Here is a 15,830-nt window from a genome sequence, read left to right as displayed (position 1 = left end):
CCGACCGTGCCGGAAGGAGACCGCAATGTCCTCCCATGAGCAGGCACATCTCACCGATCCGGTGGGGCTGTACCCCCGGCCCCCGTTCCCCGAGCAGGATCAGGACCACCCCGGTTCGACCGAGGCCATGGATCCCCGTCCCGATCACGGCGAGGACACCTACGAGGGCCATGGCCTGCTGCACGGCCGCAGGGCGCTGGTCACCGGAGGGGACTCCGGGATCGGCCGGGCCGTGTGCCTGGCCTTCGCACGGGAAGGCGCCGACGTCGTCTTCACCCATCTGCCCGAGGAAGCCGACGAAGCCGACGCGACCACCCGCCTGATCCGACAGGCCGGCCGCACGGCGGTGGCCGTCGCCTGCGACATCCGGCACGAAGGCGAGTGCACCGCCCTCGTCGACAAGGCAGTGGGCGAGCTGGGCGGTATCGACCTGCTGGTCAACAACGCCGCCTATCAGATGGCCCAGCCGGACGGGATAGAGGCGATCACCACCGAGCAGTTCGACCGGGTGATGAAGACCAACCTGTACGGGATGTTCTGGATCACCAAGGCGGCGCTGGCCCACATGCCGCGCGGCGCCTCGGTGATCAACACCGCGTCGGTACAGGGCTACCAGCCCAGCCCGCACCTCCTCGACTACGCCATGACCAAGTCCGCGATCATCTCCTTCACCCACGGCCTCGCCCAGATGCTCGCCGAGCGCGGTATCCGCGCCAACGCCGTGGCGCCGGGACCGGTGTGGACCCCGCTGATCCCTGCGACGATGCCCGACCCGTCGGAGTTCGGCGAGCAGTCGCCGCTGGGCCGGCCCGCCCAGCCGGCGGAGATGGCACCCGCGTACGTCTTCCTCGCCTCCGACCAGGCCTCCTACATCACCGGCGAGATCGTCAACGCAACCGGCGGAACGCCCCTGCCGTGACCCCGGACGAAGCTCTGCGCCGGATCGCCTTCCTCCTCGAATGGCGGGGCGCGTCGCCGTACCGGGTAGGGGCTTTCCACACGGCGGCCGACGCCGCCGTGTGGAACCGACCCGGGTGCCGGCGCCGACTGGGACCTCGCAGGAGCGAGCAGCGGGGGCTGCCACCTGCACTCCGACCGGTCGGACGGCGGCAGCCCGATCGACATCCTCGATGACGGCTCACTCGACCAGGACGAAGGTAGCCGTTCCGGCCCTCACCGGTCCGTGGCTGGTGTGGGCCCCGTCAACGTCGCTCACATGTTCAGCATGACGGCGTACGCGAGGAAGAAGAGGGCGCAGGCCAGGGCCACCAGGCAGATCAACACAAGGGGGCCTTTGCCCCAGCCGCGGGTGAGGGGACGGTACGGGCCGGCGCCGGAGCCGGTGCTCGACTCGCCGGGCGGGGTTTCGCCCGGAGGCACACCGCCATAGGGCCGGGACGCATTGTGCGGGTCTGGGTCTGGAACACGTGCGGACATGTCTGCCTCCCTCTGCTTGAAGGCTGCGGCCGGCCTGCCGACAGGTCGGCTGGGACGCCTGGCACCTACCCGCTACGTGCCGTCGCACCCCTCATGGCTTCATGCCTGCGGCTGGAAGAGAACCTTCACCATGTGGTCCCGCTTCTGCTGGAAGTCCGCGTACGCCTGTGGGGCATCGTCCAGGGGCAGGTGATGGGTGGCGAAGCCCTCGGCTCCGAGAGGGTCTCCGTCGGTCAGCAGGGGCAGAAGGGCGTCGACCCACCGGTGGACGTTCGCCTGTCCCATGCGCAGCTGGATCTGCTTGTCGAACATCGTGAACAGCGGGAGCGGGTCGACGGCTCCGCCATAGACCCCGGAAAGGGAGATCGTGCCGCCGCGGCGTACGAGCTCGATGGCCAGTTTCAGGGCGCCCAGACGGTCCACGCCGGCCTTCTTCATCAGTGCGGAGGCCAGGGCGTCCGGGAGCAGGCCGGTCGCGGTCTGTGCGGCCTTGGCGCCGAGACTGCCGTGGGCCTCCATGCCGACGGCGTCGATCACGGCGTCCGGACCGCGGCCGCCGGTCGCACTGCGGACCGCGTCCACGAGCTGATCTCCGTACCGGGACAGGTCGTAGACCTGTACGCCGTGTCCGGCGACACGGGCGAGCCGTTCGGGCACCAGGTCGATGCCGATCACCTTGCCGGCCCCGCGATGGGCGGCGATGCGGGTGCACATGTCGCCGATGGGCCCGAGCCCGAGGACGGCCACGCTCCCACCAGGTGGGATGTCGGCGTAGACGACGCCCTGCCAGGCGGTCGGCAGGACGTCCGACAGGTACACGAACCGTTCATCTGGTGGCCCGTCGGGAACACGGATCGGGAGGGTGTCGGCGAAGGGGACGCGCAGGTACTCGGCCTGCCCTCCAGGGACCTGGCCGTAGAGCTTGGTGTAGCCGAAGAGACTCGCGCCGGTTCCGTGCTCGCGGACCTGGGTGGTCTCGCACTGCGAGTGCAGCCCCCGCTCGCACATGAAGCAGGTCCCGCACGAGACGTTGAACGGGACCACGACCCGGTCACCCACGGTGAGGTGCTTGACGTCGGGGCCGACTTCGGCGACCACTCCCATCGGCTCGTGGCCGAGGATGTCGCCCGCGTCCAGGAACGGACCCAGCACCTCGTAGAGGTGCAGATCGGAGCCGCACAGCCCGGTGGTCGTCACCTTGATGATCGCATCAGTGGGATCGATGATGCCCGGATCGGGGACGGTTTCAACCCGCACGTCACGCCGCCCCTGCCACGTCACTGCCTTCATCACGCCTCCAGCCCTCGGGGTGGTTTCACGCTCCGGCTCCCAGGCGCCTACCCCGGGCGCCCGGTGTAAGCGCAGCGGAGGCCCGTTGCGGCGGCGGGGCTGACCGGTTCGGGCTGCCGCCGCGGGCGCGGATCCGTGTCCGGCGGTTCCCGGTCCCTCTCCCGGAGCGGCCCGCACCTCCGCCGGTCCGATCGTCTGATCACCTCGGAACGGGGCAGACGCTGCAACGGGGCGGAGGGAGGTCCGAGGATGTCCAGGCTCCGTGACCTGCTGGGCCGCGCGAAGGGCGCCGCGACCGCGGTCGGTGAGCGGCGTGCGCGGGCGCTGGCCCGCCACGACGCCGAGGAGGCCGCCGAGCAGAAGCGGGAGCGGGCGGTGCGCTTGCGACCGGCCTCGGCACGGGAGCGCGCGCCGGACCCGGCCCGTGCGGTGCCCTGGGGCATGCGGGTCGCGGCCGAGGTCGCCTGGCGGTTCCTGGTTCTCGCCGCCGCCGTGTGGGTCGTGATGCGGGTGATCGGCTCCGTTCGGCTGGTCGCGCTCGCCTTCGTCGCCGCGCTGCTGATCACCGCCCTGCTCCAGCCGACGGTCGCCCGGCTGCACCGCCGGGGACTCCCTCAGGGTCTCTCCACCGTCGTCACGGCACTCTGCGGCTTCGTCGCGCTCGGGCTGATCGGCTGGTTCGTCGTATGGCAGGTGCTCGACAATCTGGACAGCCTGTCCGAACGGCTCCAGGAAGGCATCGCGGAACTGAAACGGTGGCTCCTCTACAGCCCGTTCCACGTGACCGAACAGCAGATCAACGACGTCACCGAGCGCCTGAGCGATGCCATCGGCACCAGCACCAGCGACATCACCTCGACCGGTCTCCAGGGAGTGACCGTCCTGATCGAGGTCATCACCGGCATGCTCCTGGCGATGTTCATCACGCTCTTCCTGCTGTACGACGGCAGAAAGGTCTGGGAGTGGACGCTGAAGCTGCTGCCGGCCGCCGTGCAGCCCCGAGTCGCCGGAGCGGGTCCGCCGGCCTGGCGGACCCTCACCGCCTACATCCGCGGGACTCTGATAGTCGCCCTGATCGACGCGGTGTTCATCGGCGTCGGGATCTACTTCCTCGGCGTCCCCCTCGCCGTACCCATAGCCGTGGTGATCTTCCTGGCCTCGTTCGTGCCGCTGATCGGCGCCATCGCCTCCGGCGCGCTCGCGGTGATCGTCGCGCTGGTCACCCAGGGCGTCTTCACCGCCTTGATGACCCTGCTGGTGGTGCTCCTCGTCCAACAGATCGAAGGGCACATCCTGCAACCGTTCATACTCGGGCGGGCCGTCCGGATCCATCCGCTGGCCGTGGCCCTGTCCGTCGCCACCGGCGGACTTGTCGCCGGTATCGGCGGCGCAGTCGTCGCGGTCCCGCTCGTGGCCGTGGCGAACACGGTGATCGTGCACCTCCGGTCCCACGCGGACGAGGACGAGGGGCCGGCGGCGGAACCGGAAGCCGAGCCGGGCGCGACGCCGAATCCAGAACCGGGGCCCGCGCCTCCGGGGGCGCCGGCGGGGTCCACGGCCCCGGCGCCTCCCGCAGAGGCGGAAGAGGGTGCCTCCTCCGTCGTCGACGAGGAGCCCACCAAGGAACGGCCGCCCCCCTTGGAGTGAACACCAGGAGGACTGGTCCGACGCCCACAGCGACGCGCGTCCGCCTGGCCGCTCAGGACCCGGCGAGCGTGCGCAGCGGAGGCACTCCGTAGGCCTCACGGTAGGCGGCGGCGAAACGCCCCTGGTGGTGGAAGCCCCACCGGGAGGCGATGGCCGTGACGGTGTCCCGTGCCGGATCGGCGGCAACCAGCTCGTCGTGCGCCTCTGCAAGGCGTACGCGGCGCAGGTAGGCCGTGGGCGTCGTGCCGAGGTGGCGTCGGAACGCGTACTGCACGGCCCGAGGGGTGACGCCGGCGGCGGCGGCCATGTCCGCCAGGCCGATTTCGGCCGCGGGCTGCGACTCGATGAACGCGACAGCCCTGCGGGCGGTCTCCGACGTCGCATCGCGGGTGTCCGCGAGAACGGGCTCGGGGCGGGCGTCGGTGTCGAAGGCCGCCAGGACCGTCGCGGCGAGCAGGCGCGCGGCCGCGTCGACCACCAGCGGCGCGCTGCCGGGCATCCGGGCAAGGGCCAGGACGCTCTGCTCGACGTAGTCGACGGTCTTCTTCCACTGATCGGCCATGGCCGGGGAGACAGGAGTGAAGCGGGTGAAACGCAGGGGGCGGGCCTTCTGCCCTTCCGGGTGGCCCGCGACCTCCTGCACCAGCGCGAGCGGCACCGTCACGGCCCGCAGCTCGGCGGCGAACACCCTTCCCCCATAAGGGAGTTGGGGCTGCGAGATCGCCAGGACGTCACCCGGTCCTGCCTCGGCGACGTCGCCCTTGCACTCCCGGATCATGCGGCCGCCGACGACGTGCGTGATGGCCACGGCACCCAGCGGGTCGGTGGCATAGGAGTATTCCGTCGGCAGTGCCAGGGTACTGAGCGACAGCGGTCCCGCGGTGGCACGGGAATACCGGAACGCGCTGTGGGGTGCCGGCGTTCTCATGCGCAGGCTCGTCCCGTAGGCAGCCTTCAACCAGTCGCGGGCGACGTCCACTTCGGTGGTCCGAAAGCTCTGTCCACCCGACGGTCCCGCGTGCGGTTGATGTGGCATGACGACGGACGTCCTCTCGCGCGGCGAGCGCGGCACGCACGAGCAGCGCAACCTCAGGATACGTCCGGAGCCGACATCACGTGCACGCCAGGATCACGGGGCGGGAGGGCGGCCGGTGTGGGTGGGGAGGGCGGTCCGAGGTGGGGCAGGAGGGCCGAGCGGCCGGACACCTCGACGACGACCTGGGCGGATCGGGTGCGGCGGATCGGGGCCTCATACTCCTCCGGCCGGCCGCGCCGCTTGTCGTTGCTCTCGAACCTTCGCGGTGGTGTAGGCGTCCCACAGGTCCGGGGAGACCAGGTCCGTCGGGGCAGCTTCCACTGCCGCAGGCAAAGCTCGTACAGCCCCTGGGTGCAGAAACCCTGAGGTTCAGCCCTCTGTGTACTGGACCGCCTCGCGCACCGCGGCGTAGGCGCAGGGCTCGGCCATGAGGACGCACAGGGTGAACATGCAGTCTTCGAAGGCGCGCCGTGCGGTCTCGTCGGCGGGCGCGGCCGCCAGGCGGAGGCGGGCGTCGAAGAACCTGCCGAGGGCCCGCTCGACGTCAGCCTCGTGCGGCAGCAGCCGTGGAGCGGACGTCGCAGGCGGGGTGTCCACGGTGCGGGAGGCCTGGACGGCTTGGCGCAGCGCCCGCTCGGCGCGGGCCGGGGCGGGCAGACCTCGGGAGTCGGCGAGCATCCCCTGGGCCAGCATCGTCTCGGGCAGGCCGGTTCGTGCGGCTGCGGCAGACAGGATCCGCTCCGCCTCGCGGGCCGGGGCCGGGGTCATCGCCATCAGGGTGCCCACCGCCCACGCGACCGCCTCCTCCGGTCGTGCCGGCGTGCCTGGGGCGGGCCGTGCGGCTCGGGGGCCACCGGGGAGAGGGGCGGGCGCGGTCATGGAGAGCACCTGCCTTCGGGGCGGACGGGATCAGGTGAGCAGAACCCGGGTGGCGGTGAGCAGCGGTGACGCGCAGGCGGCGGCCGGCGAGAAGGTGACCCGGCTCATGTCGACGAGGAGGGTGCCGCGGTCGGAGACGAGGGCGGCCAGGAGGGCCGTGCGGAGGGTGGCGGCGTTGTCGAAGTCGATCTCGCCGCTCTCGCGGACGGTGACGGTCCCGGGCTGCGGTCCGGGGGTGACGTCGACTTCCAGGGCTACGGCTTCGAGGGTGTCGGAGCGGTCTTGGTACATGATCGCGGCCATGGCTGCCTCCCCTGGCCACGGGGCTTCTTCACCTTCCACCAGCATCGTCGGCATTCAGTGGACACACGTCAAGAAATACGCGAAAAGCAGGACGTAAATCGAAATCACGGGGCATTCTGGATGTACGGGAGCGCTTGCACCTCCCGGAACCTCGTGGACGTTCCTGACCAGCCACGCTCGTGTCCTCCTCGCCCTCGCCAAGGATCCCGGCACCCGCCTCCGCGACGTCGCCGCGACCTGTGTGCTGACCGAGCGCACGGTCCAGGCGATCGTCGCCGACCTGGAGCAGGAGGGGTACCTCACCCGGGTACGCGAGGGACGGCGCAATCACTACGGGATCACTCCCGGCGCGAAGTTCCGGCATCCTGCGGAAGAGGGGCGCGACATCGCGGGCTTGCTCGCCCTCTTCGCCGATGCCCCGCCCCCGGCCCAGCCGACGGTGGGGCCGGCCGCTACGGCTTTCACGGGTGGAGGACCCCTACAGTTCGGTCCGTGAACGATCGGGAAGCGCGGAGAACATCGGCGACCAGCTCGGCGCCGTCGACCGGCAGGTCAAGGGTGACCTGAAGCGCTTCAAGCACGTCGTCGAAGACCGCGGCCCCGCCACCGGACAGTGGCGGGGCCAGGTCTGACAGCGCTCGCCGAACAGCCCCGGGTTGCACCGCCACGTCGGGGCGGTCAGGTGTGGATGCGGCCGTTCACACCGTCGTGGCTGTCGGCGTGGTCGTCGTCGAACCAGTAGTCGCCGGCCGCGAGGTAGCGGAACGAGTGGGCGCTGTGGGCGGGCAGCGCGACGGTCGCGGCGCGGGTGCCGTCGCCGCGGGGCTCCAGGGGGTGGGCGGCGGGATTCCAGTGGTTGAAGTCCCCCACAACGCTGACGGGCCCCTCCGGGGCGTTGTCGGGGAGGATGAAGGTGACCTGGGTACGGCCCTTGAGCTGCTTGCGTTCGAGCACGGAAAGACTCCAGCCACGAAGAACGGGGAACCGGCCCGTGCATTTTCGCGCCGGGGTGCGTGTGGGCAGCGGCACAGCGCCGTGGACCGGGCGGAGGTCACCCGGGTGGCCGCGAACCGCCCGCTGCCAGGTCGACCCCACGGCGTCGCCACACCGGGCGTTCACCGGCAGGTGCAGCGTCAACGGGGCTTCCGCAACTGCGGCGTCCGGCCCGGCCGTGCGCTCGCGGGCGGAGGCAGCGCGGGCGTTCGCGGTGTCCTGCTCACCGATGAACCCATGTTCGGGGCGCTGGCGCCGCGGCCGGTCGACTGCTGCGACCGGCCGCGGGGCGGGGCTGTCAGAGAACGGGAGTGTCGGGCAGCGGGGCGAAGCCGGCGCCGCACGCGGCCGGAAGGTTCGCCGGCGTGAAGGGGGTCCCGGACGCGGTGCTGCAGACGGCCTGGCGGAGCACCCCGTTGCTGGCCAGCAGGGTGATGTAGAGGTGGCCGGGGTCTTCCTCGGTGACCGACACGGCGGTGCCCGCCACGCACTGCGGGGCGCCGGCCAGGAGCCCCAGGTTGATCCACACGCCGGGGTTGCGGCTGTCGTTGAGGAAGGCGTGCCCCTTCCGGTCGGTCGCGGCACGGAACACGGTTTCGAACAGGCCGCCGGCTCCGGAGTAGTCGACGACGGTGGAGCTCACGTCCCGCGACACCGAACACCGCTTCGTATCCTCGGCCTGAGCCTGGGTGTCCTTGCGGGTGGGGTCGTCGTCTGCGAGCGCGGACGGGGCCGTAAGCGCCCCCAGGAGCAGGGCCCCCGCGACTGCGATACCCCGTGCAGCCCAAGCGTGCTTCCTCATGCGTTTCCTTCCGTGGATGCGGGCCGGCCTCGCGGCGTGGAGTCATGTGGGAACGTCCCGCGCGCGTTCAGTCGGCTCGCCGACTGGTGAGACCGTTGCGACGTCCGCCCGGCCTCCGTTTCGGAATCGAATATTCCGCGCCCACTCCCGGTGCACACGCATAGCTACGTTTCATCACCCTAAGAGATCGGGGCTGGCTGCTGGGCCGGGGCTGACAAGGGCAGGTCGAGGCGGCGGATTACGGAGGTGGCGGCGCCCCCGTCGAAGTGGCTGCTGCGGCCGAGCGCGTACCCCAGGCGGAGCAGGGGCCGATGCAGCGGATCCCGAGCAGAGCCGCGACGACCCGTTCGCGCGGCCCGGTGTCGCTGCCCGCCACTCCGTGGGCCGTGAACGTGGCGCCCAGGGCCACGGATCGCTCCAGGTGTGCGGAGAGCGTCATTACCGCAGGGCGGGCCCGGAAGAACAGGGCGCCGAGCAGTCTTCCCATCATCAGGCCGACAGCTACGCCGACTGCGGGGCGGCCCAAGAGATCGACCAGGAACCACCGGGCCCACCCAGTCTGCCGCGGTGCCCGCTCCGGCTGCGGCGTACGCCGCGGCGGTGGGCCTTGGTGACGTGCTCGACCATGGTCGGTCCCGCCCGGGCTCCGCCACCGGGACAGGGAGCGGCAGCAGCGCGACAAGGCGCAGGGGTGCGGTCTCGCCGTTTCCGGCCCTTCCACAGCGGAGTGTGCGGGGTCCTACCGGCGTGCGGCTGCCGGAGTGTTGTCGCGCCGCTGTCCCGTCGGCATGCCGCTCAGCCATCACTCGGAAAGAGGCGGGTGCCCCTCCGGTTCGGTCCGTGGGCGATCAGGAGGCACAGTTCCTGGACGCCGACCCGCTCCTGCGGGGGCACGCGGCCTGGGGGCGGCGCTTCGGTCTGGTGGCTCTGGCCGTTGCCGCGGTGGCACGAAGGACTGGCGGCGCCGGCGGGGCTCCCGGAGTCCAAACCCGTCGGAGCACCGCACACCTCCACCGGAATCGAAGGCTGAACCCCACGACGAAGCCGATTCGGCGGGAGGGCCGGCGCAGGGTTCGGGGGCCGTCATCGCCCTGCACTTGTGCCTGGCCGGCAGTCGGCCCGTCGGCGTGCGCCGACGGAGGCGGCGCCCAGGCCCACACGCCGCCCGAACCGCGACACGACAGCCCACTCGCACGCGTCACGTACGATCCCCGGGCCTTCCGGCAGCGTCAGCGCGGAGCGGGGCCGCTCGTTGCGCTCACCCAGGTTCCGCCCTTCACGCTGTACACCGTCAGGGTGCGGTTGACCGTGTCGCCGTCCGCGTTGAAGGCGACCCGGCCCGTGGCGCCGTCGAAGGTCAGCCGCGCCACGGCCTGCGGCATCGCCGCCCGGGCGTTGGACGGGAGGGTCCCGTCGTTGGCCGCCACGAGGGCCTTCACCGCCTCGATGAGCGCCCAGGTCGCGTCGTACGCGTAGGGGCCGTACCAGCCGGCCGCCTCCGGGTACCCGGCCTGCTGGTACCGGGCGAGGAAGTCCTGCCCGGCCGCCGATTCCTCGGCGGGGACGCCGATGTTGGTCGCGAGGTCGCCCTCGGCCTTCGGGTTCGCCGTGAGGTACTGCTGGTCGAAGATGCCGTCGCCGCCCATGACGGGGGCGGTCACCCCCGCCTGCTTGAGCTGCTGGGAGAGCGGGGCGGCGGTGTCGTAGTAGCCGCCGAAGTAGACGGCGTCCGCGCCCGAGGACCGCGCCCTCTCGGCGAGGCCGGTGAAGGCGCGTTCAGCGGGATCGACCTGCTCGGTGCCGACGACGGTGCCGCCGAGCTTCGTGAACTCGGCCGTGAAGCCGGAGGTGAGCGCGGTGCCGTGGGCGCTCGCGTCGTCGACCACGTAGAGCTTGGTCTTCTTCAGCCTGCCGTGCAGGTACCGGGCGGCGAACGGCCCCTGGTCGACGTCCGTGGCGATGGTACGGAAGTAGGTGTCGTGGGGACGGGACTTGGTGCCTGCGGCCCAGTCGGGGCCCAGCGTCAGGACGGGGTCGGTGTTGCCCGGTGACACGTTGACCACGCCCGCCTGCGCGAGCGGTGCCACCAGTGTCCGGGCGACACCGGAGTTGAGGGGTCCGACGACGCCCAGCACGCGCTCGTCGGCCACGAACCGGGCGGCGTTGGGCGCGCCCTTGGCGGGGTCGGCCCCGTCGTCCAGTGCTTTGATCTCGAAGTTGACGCCGGGGACGTGCCCGGTCTCGTTGGCGGTCCTGGCCGCCAGGTCGGCGGAGTTCTTGATACCGGCGCCCATCGGGGACAGCCCGCCGCTGAGTGGCGCGTCCACACCGATCACGACGGTGACGGTAGAGGCCTCCGGGCCGCTGCCGGCCTCCCTGCCGCGGGGTTTGTCACCACCATGGGTGAGGGTCCAGGTCAGGACGGAGCCTGTGGCGAGCGTGGCCAGTGCCGTGCCCAGGATGACGGAGCGCCTGGTGAGGGCCCGCTTCGCCCGCTTCGGGGTCGCGGTCCGCTCTTCGTGCTCCCTCGTGGGGGTCTCCTCCAGCGTGACCGGCTCTTCGGCCGGGGGCGCGGGCGGACCGGTCGGCCGGTCCGGGAAGGGACCCCCGGGGGCGTCGGCGCCTGAGCCCGGGTCCAGGAGCGTTCGGGTCCGCTCCGCCGGTGCGTCCGGTGCTGGTGTCGGCCTCGGATCGGGGGCGGGCGTGGGCGTGGGGGCCGGTGTGGCAACGGGGTCGGTCTCACGCCCGGGCTCCTGCCCGGCGGATGCGTCGGTGCCTGTCGCGGAGGACGCCAGCACCGACGCGAGCATCTCGGCCGCTTCCGCGACTCCGATGCGCTGCGCCGGGTCCTTGGTGAGGAGCGCGTCCAGTACGGGCGCCAGCGGGCCGGCGTGGACCGGCGGCCGGTACGGGCGGGTGAACACGGCCACGGCAAGGGCGTGCAGCCCTTCCACATCGAACGGCGGGCACCCCTCGACAGCGTGGTAGAGGGTGGCGCCGAGCGCCCACAGGTCGTTGGCCGGGGTCGGACGCTTGCCCTCCAGCTGCTCCGGCGGCATGTACTGCGGCGTGCCGATCACGATCCCGGTGTGGCTCAGCCGGGTCGTGGCGTCCGTGAGGTGGGCGATGCCGAAGTCGGTGAGGACGACGCGGTCCTTGGTGAGGAGCACGTTGTCCGGCTTGATGTCCCGGTGGACGATCCGCGCCCGGTGTGCTTCGGCCAGGGCGTCGAGCACGGCGGCGCCGATCTCGGCCACACGCCGCACGGGCAGCCGGCCCTGGCTGCGGATGGCCGCGGCGAGGGACTGCCCGCGGATCAGCTCCATCACGATGACGGGGGCGCCGTGGTGCTCGACGACGTCATGGATGGTGATGATCCCGGGGTGGCTGATAGTGACCGCTGCGCGGGCCTCGCCGGTGAACCGCCGGAGCAATGCTGCGCGGTCGCCGTCGTCCATGCCCGGCGGGAAGAGGATCTCCTTGACGGCGACCTCGCGCCCGAAAAGCTGCTGGTCGATACCACGCCAGACCCGGCCCATACCGCCTTGGCCAATGCGTTCGACCAGCTGGTACCGGCCGGCGATGAGTTCGGGATTCTGCTCGGTCACGCGCACACTCTAGATCCTGCTGAGCCGATCAGGTGACGAAAGAATGGCCTGATCACCCCCACGGTGCGGCCGGCTGCCCTCCCGTCGGACGTCATCCATCGGGACAAAGGCCTTCCAGCTCCCGAGGAAGTGGGTAGACGCGCTCCGTGGGCAGAAGTCGCCGGGCCTTGTCGGCATGCCCGGTCTGTATCAGGGTCGCGGCCCTGCGGACCTGAGGTGTGAGGTCGGTGAGGCTGACGATCCAGTCGTCGGTGAACGTACGGATGAGGTGCCGGCCGATGCCTACCTGGATGCTGTAGTGGTTCAGTGCCGCTCCGCGGGGCGAACGTTCCGGATCCCACTGGACGTGTACGGCTGCCTGGGCCACGGCTGCCGGGTCCGCGGTCGTGAGCACGGCCCGGGACAGGGCTTCCTCCCAGCCCTGCCGGGTCATCCGCACCCCGAGAATGCGCTCTTGGCCGGGCTTGCGGGCCCAGTTGCTGCGGTGCATGAGCCACAGGAACGAGGGCTTGATCCACGTCATCCGGTGGAACGAGAACGGCGCGACGAAGCGGCCCGCTCGCAGCGCCGCGTCGGCGATGGCAGGACTGTACGCCTGGTAGACGACGATGGTGCGGGCATCGTGGTCGGCGCGGATCTGGTACTGGGACGTCACGCTACGTACCCTGCCGAGCGCTTCCCTCGCATCGCAATCCATTTCACCGGCGCCTCAGCCGCGCGATCACCGCGAAGGGACGCGACGCCCCATCGGCCCGCGCTTCCCCATCGCCCGCGCCGCTCTGCGGTGAGTACCGTCCACATCGGCCGCCGACGAACGGCCTGCGGGCTCCGGCGGTCGGTTTCCTGGCCGACGGAGCCCGCTTTCCCGGTGTTCCGCGGGTCGTCAGTTGCGGGTGTCCGTCAGTTCCGTCGCGGTCGACGGGGAGGACCCGCGCTGGTGGGGGACGGGGGCGTGCGGGGGCGGCGTCAGGGCTTCGTCGCGCTGGAGGGCGATCGTGTGGGTCGGGGCCGGGATCGAGATGCCCTCCGTACGGAAGCGCCGGTGCAGGCGCTTGATGAACTCGTGCTTGATCCGGTACTGGTCGCTGAACTCGCCGACGCCCAGGATCACCGTGAAGTTGATGCGGGAGTCCGCGAACGTGTGGAAGCGGACGGCTCCTTCGTGGTCGGGGACCGCGCCGTTGATGTCCGCCATCACCCCGTCGACGACATCGAGGGTCACCCGCTCGACGTGCTCCAGGTCGCTCTCGTAGCCCACCCCCACCTGGACCATGATCGAGAACTGCGCTTCCGGCTGGGTGAAGTTGGTCATGTTCGTCCGCGCGAGACGCCCGTTGGGGATGATGACCAGGTTGTTCGACAGGTTGCGCACCACGGTGTTGCGCCAGTTGATGTCGACGACGTAGCCCTCCTCGCCGCTGGTGAGCCGGATGTAGTCACCGGGCTGCACGGTCTTCGAGGCGAGGATGTGCACGCCCGCGAAGAGGTTGGCGAGGGTGTCCTGGAGTGCCAGCGCCACCGCCAGACCGCCCACGCCGAGGGCGGTGACCAGGGGGGCGATGGATACGCCGAGGGTCTCCAGGGCGACGAGGACGCCCATCACGAGGACCACGATGCGCGTGATGTTGACGAAGATGGACGCCGAAGCGGCCACCCCGGTACGCGTCCCCGCCACCGACTGGACGAGGCCCGCGACGACCCGGGCCGTGCTCAGCGTGGCGATGAGGATGAGCAGCGCGGTCAGGGACTGGTTCACGAACCCCGAGACGCGCGCGGTGAGCGGCAGGGTCGTGGCGGCCACCGCGGCGCCCGCGATGAGCGCGGCGCCCGGGGCGATGGTGCGCAGCGCGTCGACGATGATGTCGTCGCCGCGCCAGCGGGTCCGCTCGGCGTGCCGGCCCAGCCACCGCAGGAGGGCACGCAGCAGCAGTCCGGCCGCGGCGCCCGCCGCCAGGGCGATACCCGCGACCAGCCAGTCGTGCAGGACGAGATCCCGGTTCAACGGACCCCCTCCGCTGCGCGGCGGCGGCCAGGGGGTGTGGCGGCGGACGCCGCCGGCCGTCGTATGAGGTGTGTCGTCACCTTGTCACCTGTCAGTTCGTCGTGCTGTAAGCCGCGTTCGGGCGTGTGTACGCATCCGGAACGGGCTGCCATCCTGCCCCATGGCGGGGTGACGCACCGCAGGCGGGGGCCACGGGCGAAGCCACGGGCGGACGGCGGGCGAGGCGGCGACTACCGCCGTACGGCGGCGTGTTCGAGGACGGCGCGGACCTCCGCGGTGATCGCGCTCTCGTTGCGTTCGAACTCGGGGCCGGTCAGCAGCTGGGGATCGGCCGGCAGGCCGGTGAGCACCGGGGTGTGGAGGTGGCCGCCGGGCAGGTGCGGGGCGAGTTCGGCGCGCAGCCGGTTGGAGCGGTAGGCGACCTCGTTGGACAGGTAGCCTCCCCCGCCGCCCGCGACGGCGCGGGAGCCGGGCGTCGGGCCGTCGGTCCGGTCGACGGGAGCCGTGGCGCCCGCCGGGATCTCGGTCACGTCGCTGTTGAGGAGGACCGGGTACGGGGTCTGTACGGCGGCGGTCACCGCGTCGGCGGGGAGCGTGGTGCGGATGAACTCCGGGCCGGGGCCGAGGCCGGGGGCCGTCACCGGACGTTCGCGGGTGCCGCCGGAGAGGGCGCGCGCGTTGTCGGGGTACGGGTCGGCGGACCGCGCCCGTCCGGCCCAGTCCTCCAGGGTGAAGATGCCGGGGTAGCCCTGGCTGACGGTGGTGATGATGTCGGCGGAGGCGGGGCCTGCGGCCAGGTGCGGGGTGAACGCCCGCTCCACGATGCCGGCGTCGAAGTCGGCGTACCGCACGGGCAGGACGACGGCGCGGATCTCGGCCTGGGTGCCGTCGGCGAGGGTGAGGCGCCGTCCGTTGAGCTGGAGGGCGGCCGATCCGGACGGGTTGGCGCGGCGGATCTCCGCGTCGAGCCCGAAGGGGTCGAATCCGCTGATGAAGATCCTTCGTACGCCGGGCGCCGTGCGGAAGGCGTTGTCGGTGAGGCCGCGGGAGGCGTCTTCGAGGCGGGCGCGGAGCGCCGCCTTGTCGGCGGGGAACTCCGGCTGCCAGCGGGCGAGTGCGGCGGTCATGCCGAGCCGCGCCCAGTACAGCGGCCGGTCGTCGCCGGGGGCGAGGTCGCCGCCGGGGCGCTGGCTCTGGGCCCGCCGTACGGAGGCCTGCCAGAGGGCCTGGCCCCAGGAGTCGAGGAGCCGTTCGGCCTCGGCGCGGCTGCGCGTGGTGCACAGGGCGGCGGGGAATCGCCGTACGAAGTCCCCGAAGCCGGCGCGCTCGACGAGGGCGGTGGCACGGGGGTCCGCGAGCCGTGTCTGTTCGGCGTCGAGCGGAACGGACGCCGGGGGACGGCAGGCGGCCGCGCCGTCGGCGGCGGCGTGCGCGGGCGAGGCGTGCGCGGGTGAGGCGACCGAGAGGGGGAGGACGGTGACGAGGAGGGCTGCGGCTGATGCCGCACGACGTAAGAGCATCATGCGATGTGACATTACATAGGGACCCCCACCCCCACCAGGCACACCGGCCGCAGCCGTCCGGACTGGCTCAACTCCGCCGCTGACGCGTCCGGTTCGGCATTCAGGACGCGTAACGTACGACAACGTCCGGCGATCCAAACTGGTGATCGATTTTCGGCCGCCGTGTGGGTATGATCGCCGGCAGCAAGGCCGTAGCGCAGAGGTCGTCGCGCCCACGCATCGAGCTGGAGGACGTCGGTTCGAATCCGACCGGTCTTGCGTCTACCTCCGCAGTACGTCGTGATGGACGCCGGGCACCGGCGAAGGAAAC

15 protein-coding genes and 1 pseudogene are annotated in these 15,830 nt (G+C 71.6%); 5 read left to right on the top strand and 11 right to left on the bottom strand.

Going from position 1 to position 15,830, the window contains the following annotated elements; genetic code table 11:
- The first annotated feature begins 25 nt into the window (after window positions 1-25).
- Window positions 26-919 carry an SDR family oxidoreductase gene (locus OHA91_RS37895; protein WP_266504505.1) on the top strand — a complete coding sequence of 298 codons (894 nt, stop codon included), beginning with the start codon at window positions 26-28 and terminating at the stop codon, window positions 917-919.
- 293 nt (window positions 920-1,212) lie between these two features.
- Here OHA91_RS37895 and OHA91_RS37890 read toward each other — a convergent pair whose 3' ends face one another.
- Together OHA91_RS37890 and OHA91_RS37885 are read right to left on the bottom strand one after the other, a co-directional pair.
- The gene (locus tag OHA91_RS37890) at window positions 1,213-1,437 is read right to left on the bottom strand and encodes a DUF6480 family protein (protein ID WP_031153633.1); all 225 of its coding nucleotides are present in this window, start codon (window positions 1,435-1,437) and stop codon (window positions 1,213-1,215) included.
- A gap of 99 nt (window positions 1,438-1,536) precedes the next feature.
- Window positions 1,537-2,727: a zinc-dependent alcohol dehydrogenase gene (locus OHA91_RS37885; RefSeq protein ID WP_031153635.1), complete on the bottom strand. Its 1,191-nt coding sequence runs from the start codon at window positions 2,725-2,727 to the stop codon at window positions 1,537-1,539.
- Window positions 2,728-2,976: 249 nt separating this feature from the next.
- On the opposite strand from OHA91_RS37885, the gene OHA91_RS37880 reads away from it, so the two are divergent.
- Complete coding sequence (locus OHA91_RS37880) at window positions 2,977-4,374, top strand: AI-2E family transporter (protein WP_328740922.1); 1,398 nt, start codon at window positions 2,977-2,979, stop codon at window positions 4,372-4,374.
- 52 nt (window positions 4,375-4,426) lie between these two features.
- Here the strand turns inward: OHA91_RS37880 and OHA91_RS37875 are convergent, their stop codons facing one another.
- From OHA91_RS37875 to OHA91_RS37865, 3 genes are all read right to left on the bottom strand, one after another.
- Window positions 4,427-5,410, bottom strand: coding sequence for an AraC family transcriptional regulator (locus OHA91_RS37875; RefSeq protein ID WP_408059219.1), 984 nt, complete (start codon window positions 5,408-5,410; stop codon window positions 4,427-4,429).
- 369 nt (window positions 5,411-5,779) lie between these two features.
- A complete protein-coding gene (locus tag OHA91_RS37870) occupies window positions 5,780-6,178 on the bottom strand; it encodes a DUF5133 domain-containing protein (protein ID WP_158714828.1) in 399 nt (132 codons plus the stop codon).
- Window positions 6,179-6,319: 141 nt separating this feature from the next.
- On the bottom strand, window positions 6,320-6,592 hold the full coding sequence (locus OHA91_RS37865; RefSeq protein WP_328740919.1) for an STAS domain-containing protein: 273 nt from the start codon (window positions 6,590-6,592) through the stop codon (window positions 6,320-6,322).
- A 97-nt stretch (window positions 6,593-6,689) separates the two neighbouring features.
- Here OHA91_RS37865 and OHA91_RS37860 point away from each other — a divergent pair, with 97 nt between their 5' ends.
- Window positions 6,690-7,088 carry a helix-turn-helix transcriptional regulator gene (locus OHA91_RS37860; RefSeq protein ID WP_408059254.1) on the top strand — a complete coding sequence of 133 codons (399 nt, stop codon included), beginning with the start codon at window positions 6,690-6,692 and terminating at the stop codon, window positions 7,086-7,088.
- Window positions 7,060-7,224, top strand: a complete 165-nt coding sequence (locus OHA91_RS37855; RefSeq protein WP_266504517.1) for an SRPBCC family protein — start codon at window positions 7,060-7,062, stop codon at window positions 7,222-7,224. The genes OHA91_RS37860 and OHA91_RS37855 overlap by 29 nt, the downstream gene beginning before the upstream one ends.
- 46 nt (window positions 7,225-7,270) lie before the next feature.
- Here OHA91_RS37855 and OHA91_RS37850 read toward each other — a convergent pair whose 3' ends face one another.
- The 6 genes from OHA91_RS37850 to OHA91_RS37825 all read right to left on the bottom strand — a co-directional run bounded on the left by OHA91_RS37850 (window position 7,271) and on the right by OHA91_RS37825 (window position 15,520).
- On the bottom strand, window positions 7,271-7,546 hold the full coding sequence (locus tag OHA91_RS37850; RefSeq protein ID WP_031153646.1) for an isoamylase early set domain-containing protein: 276 nt from the start codon (window positions 7,544-7,546) through the stop codon (window positions 7,271-7,273).
- A 337-nt stretch (window positions 7,547-7,883) separates the two neighbouring features.
- Window positions 7,884-8,387, bottom strand: coding sequence for a hypothetical protein (locus OHA91_RS37845; RefSeq protein WP_158714829.1), 504 nt, complete (start codon window positions 8,385-8,387; stop codon window positions 7,884-7,886).
- Window positions 8,388-9,616: 1,229 nt separating this feature from the next.
- The gene (locus OHA91_RS37840) at window positions 9,617-11,995 is read right to left on the bottom strand and encodes a bifunctional serine/threonine-protein kinase/ABC transporter substrate-binding protein (protein WP_328740918.1); all 2,379 of its coding nucleotides are present in this window, start codon (window positions 11,993-11,995) and stop codon (window positions 9,617-9,619) included.
- 91 nt (window positions 11,996-12,086) lie between these two features.
- Window positions 12,087-12,650, bottom strand: a complete 564-nt coding sequence (locus OHA91_RS37835; protein ID WP_031153653.1) for a DUF4291 domain-containing protein — start codon at window positions 12,648-12,650, stop codon at window positions 12,087-12,089.
- 228 nt (window positions 12,651-12,878) lie between these two features.
- Window positions 12,879-13,997: a mechanosensitive ion channel family protein gene (locus OHA91_RS37830; RefSeq protein ID WP_328740917.1), complete on the bottom strand. Its 1,119-nt coding sequence runs from the start codon at window positions 13,995-13,997 to the stop codon at window positions 12,879-12,881.
- A gap of 230 nt (window positions 13,998-14,227) precedes the next feature.
- Window positions 14,228-15,520, bottom strand: coding sequence for a C15 family peptidase (locus OHA91_RS37825; RefSeq protein WP_266504524.1), 1,293 nt, complete (start codon window positions 15,518-15,520; stop codon window positions 14,228-14,230).
- Between the two features lie 185 nt (window positions 15,521-15,705).
- Between OHA91_RS37825 and OHA91_RS37820 the strand changes: the two are divergent.
- Window positions 15,706-15,778: pseudogene (locus OHA91_RS37820) on the top strand.
- Window positions 15,779-15,830 lie beyond the last annotated feature (52 nt).

It is taken from the genome of Streptomyces erythrochromogenes (assembly GCF_036170895.1).
Lineage (GTDB): Bacteria > Actinomycetota > Actinomycetes > Streptomycetales > Streptomycetaceae > Streptomyces > Streptomyces erythrochromogenes.
This window is presented reverse-complemented; position numbering and strand designations above follow the sequence as displayed.

Excerpts from the sequence above, each read along its gene's own strand:
- OHA91_RS37895 (WP_266504505.1), top strand. The coding sequence starts at position 26 with ATGTCCTCCCATGAGCAGGCACATCTCACCGATCCGGTGGGGCTGTAC.
- OHA91_RS37890 (WP_031153633.1), bottom strand. The coding sequence starts at position 1,437 with ATGTCCGCACGTGTTCCAGACCCAGACCCGCACAATGCGTCCCGGCCC.
- OHA91_RS37885 (WP_031153635.1), bottom strand. The coding sequence starts at position 2,727 with ATGAAGGCAGTGACGTGGCAGGGGCGGCGTGACGTGCGGGTTGAAACC.
- OHA91_RS37880 (WP_328740922.1), top strand. The coding sequence starts at position 2,977 with ATGTCCAGGCTCCGTGACCTGCTGGGCCGCGCGAAGGGCGCCGCGACC.
- OHA91_RS37875 (WP_408059219.1), bottom strand. The coding sequence starts at position 5,410 with ATGCCACATCAACCGCACGCGGGACCGTCGGGTGGACAGAGCTTTCGG.
- OHA91_RS37870 (WP_158714828.1), bottom strand. The coding sequence starts at position 6,178 with ATGACCCCGGCCCCGGCCCGCGAGGCGGAGCGGATCCTGTCTGCCGCA.
- OHA91_RS37865 (WP_328740919.1), bottom strand. The coding sequence starts at position 6,592 with ATGGCCGCGATCATGTACCAAGACCGCTCCGACACCCTCGAAGCCGTA.
- OHA91_RS37845 (WP_158714829.1), bottom strand. The coding sequence starts at position 8,387 with ATGAGGAAGCACGCTTGGGCTGCACGGGGTATCGCAGTCGCGGGGGCC.
- OHA91_RS37825 (WP_266504524.1), bottom strand. The coding sequence starts at position 15,520 with ATGATGCTCTTACGTCGTGCGGCATCAGCCGCAGCCCTCCTCGTCACC.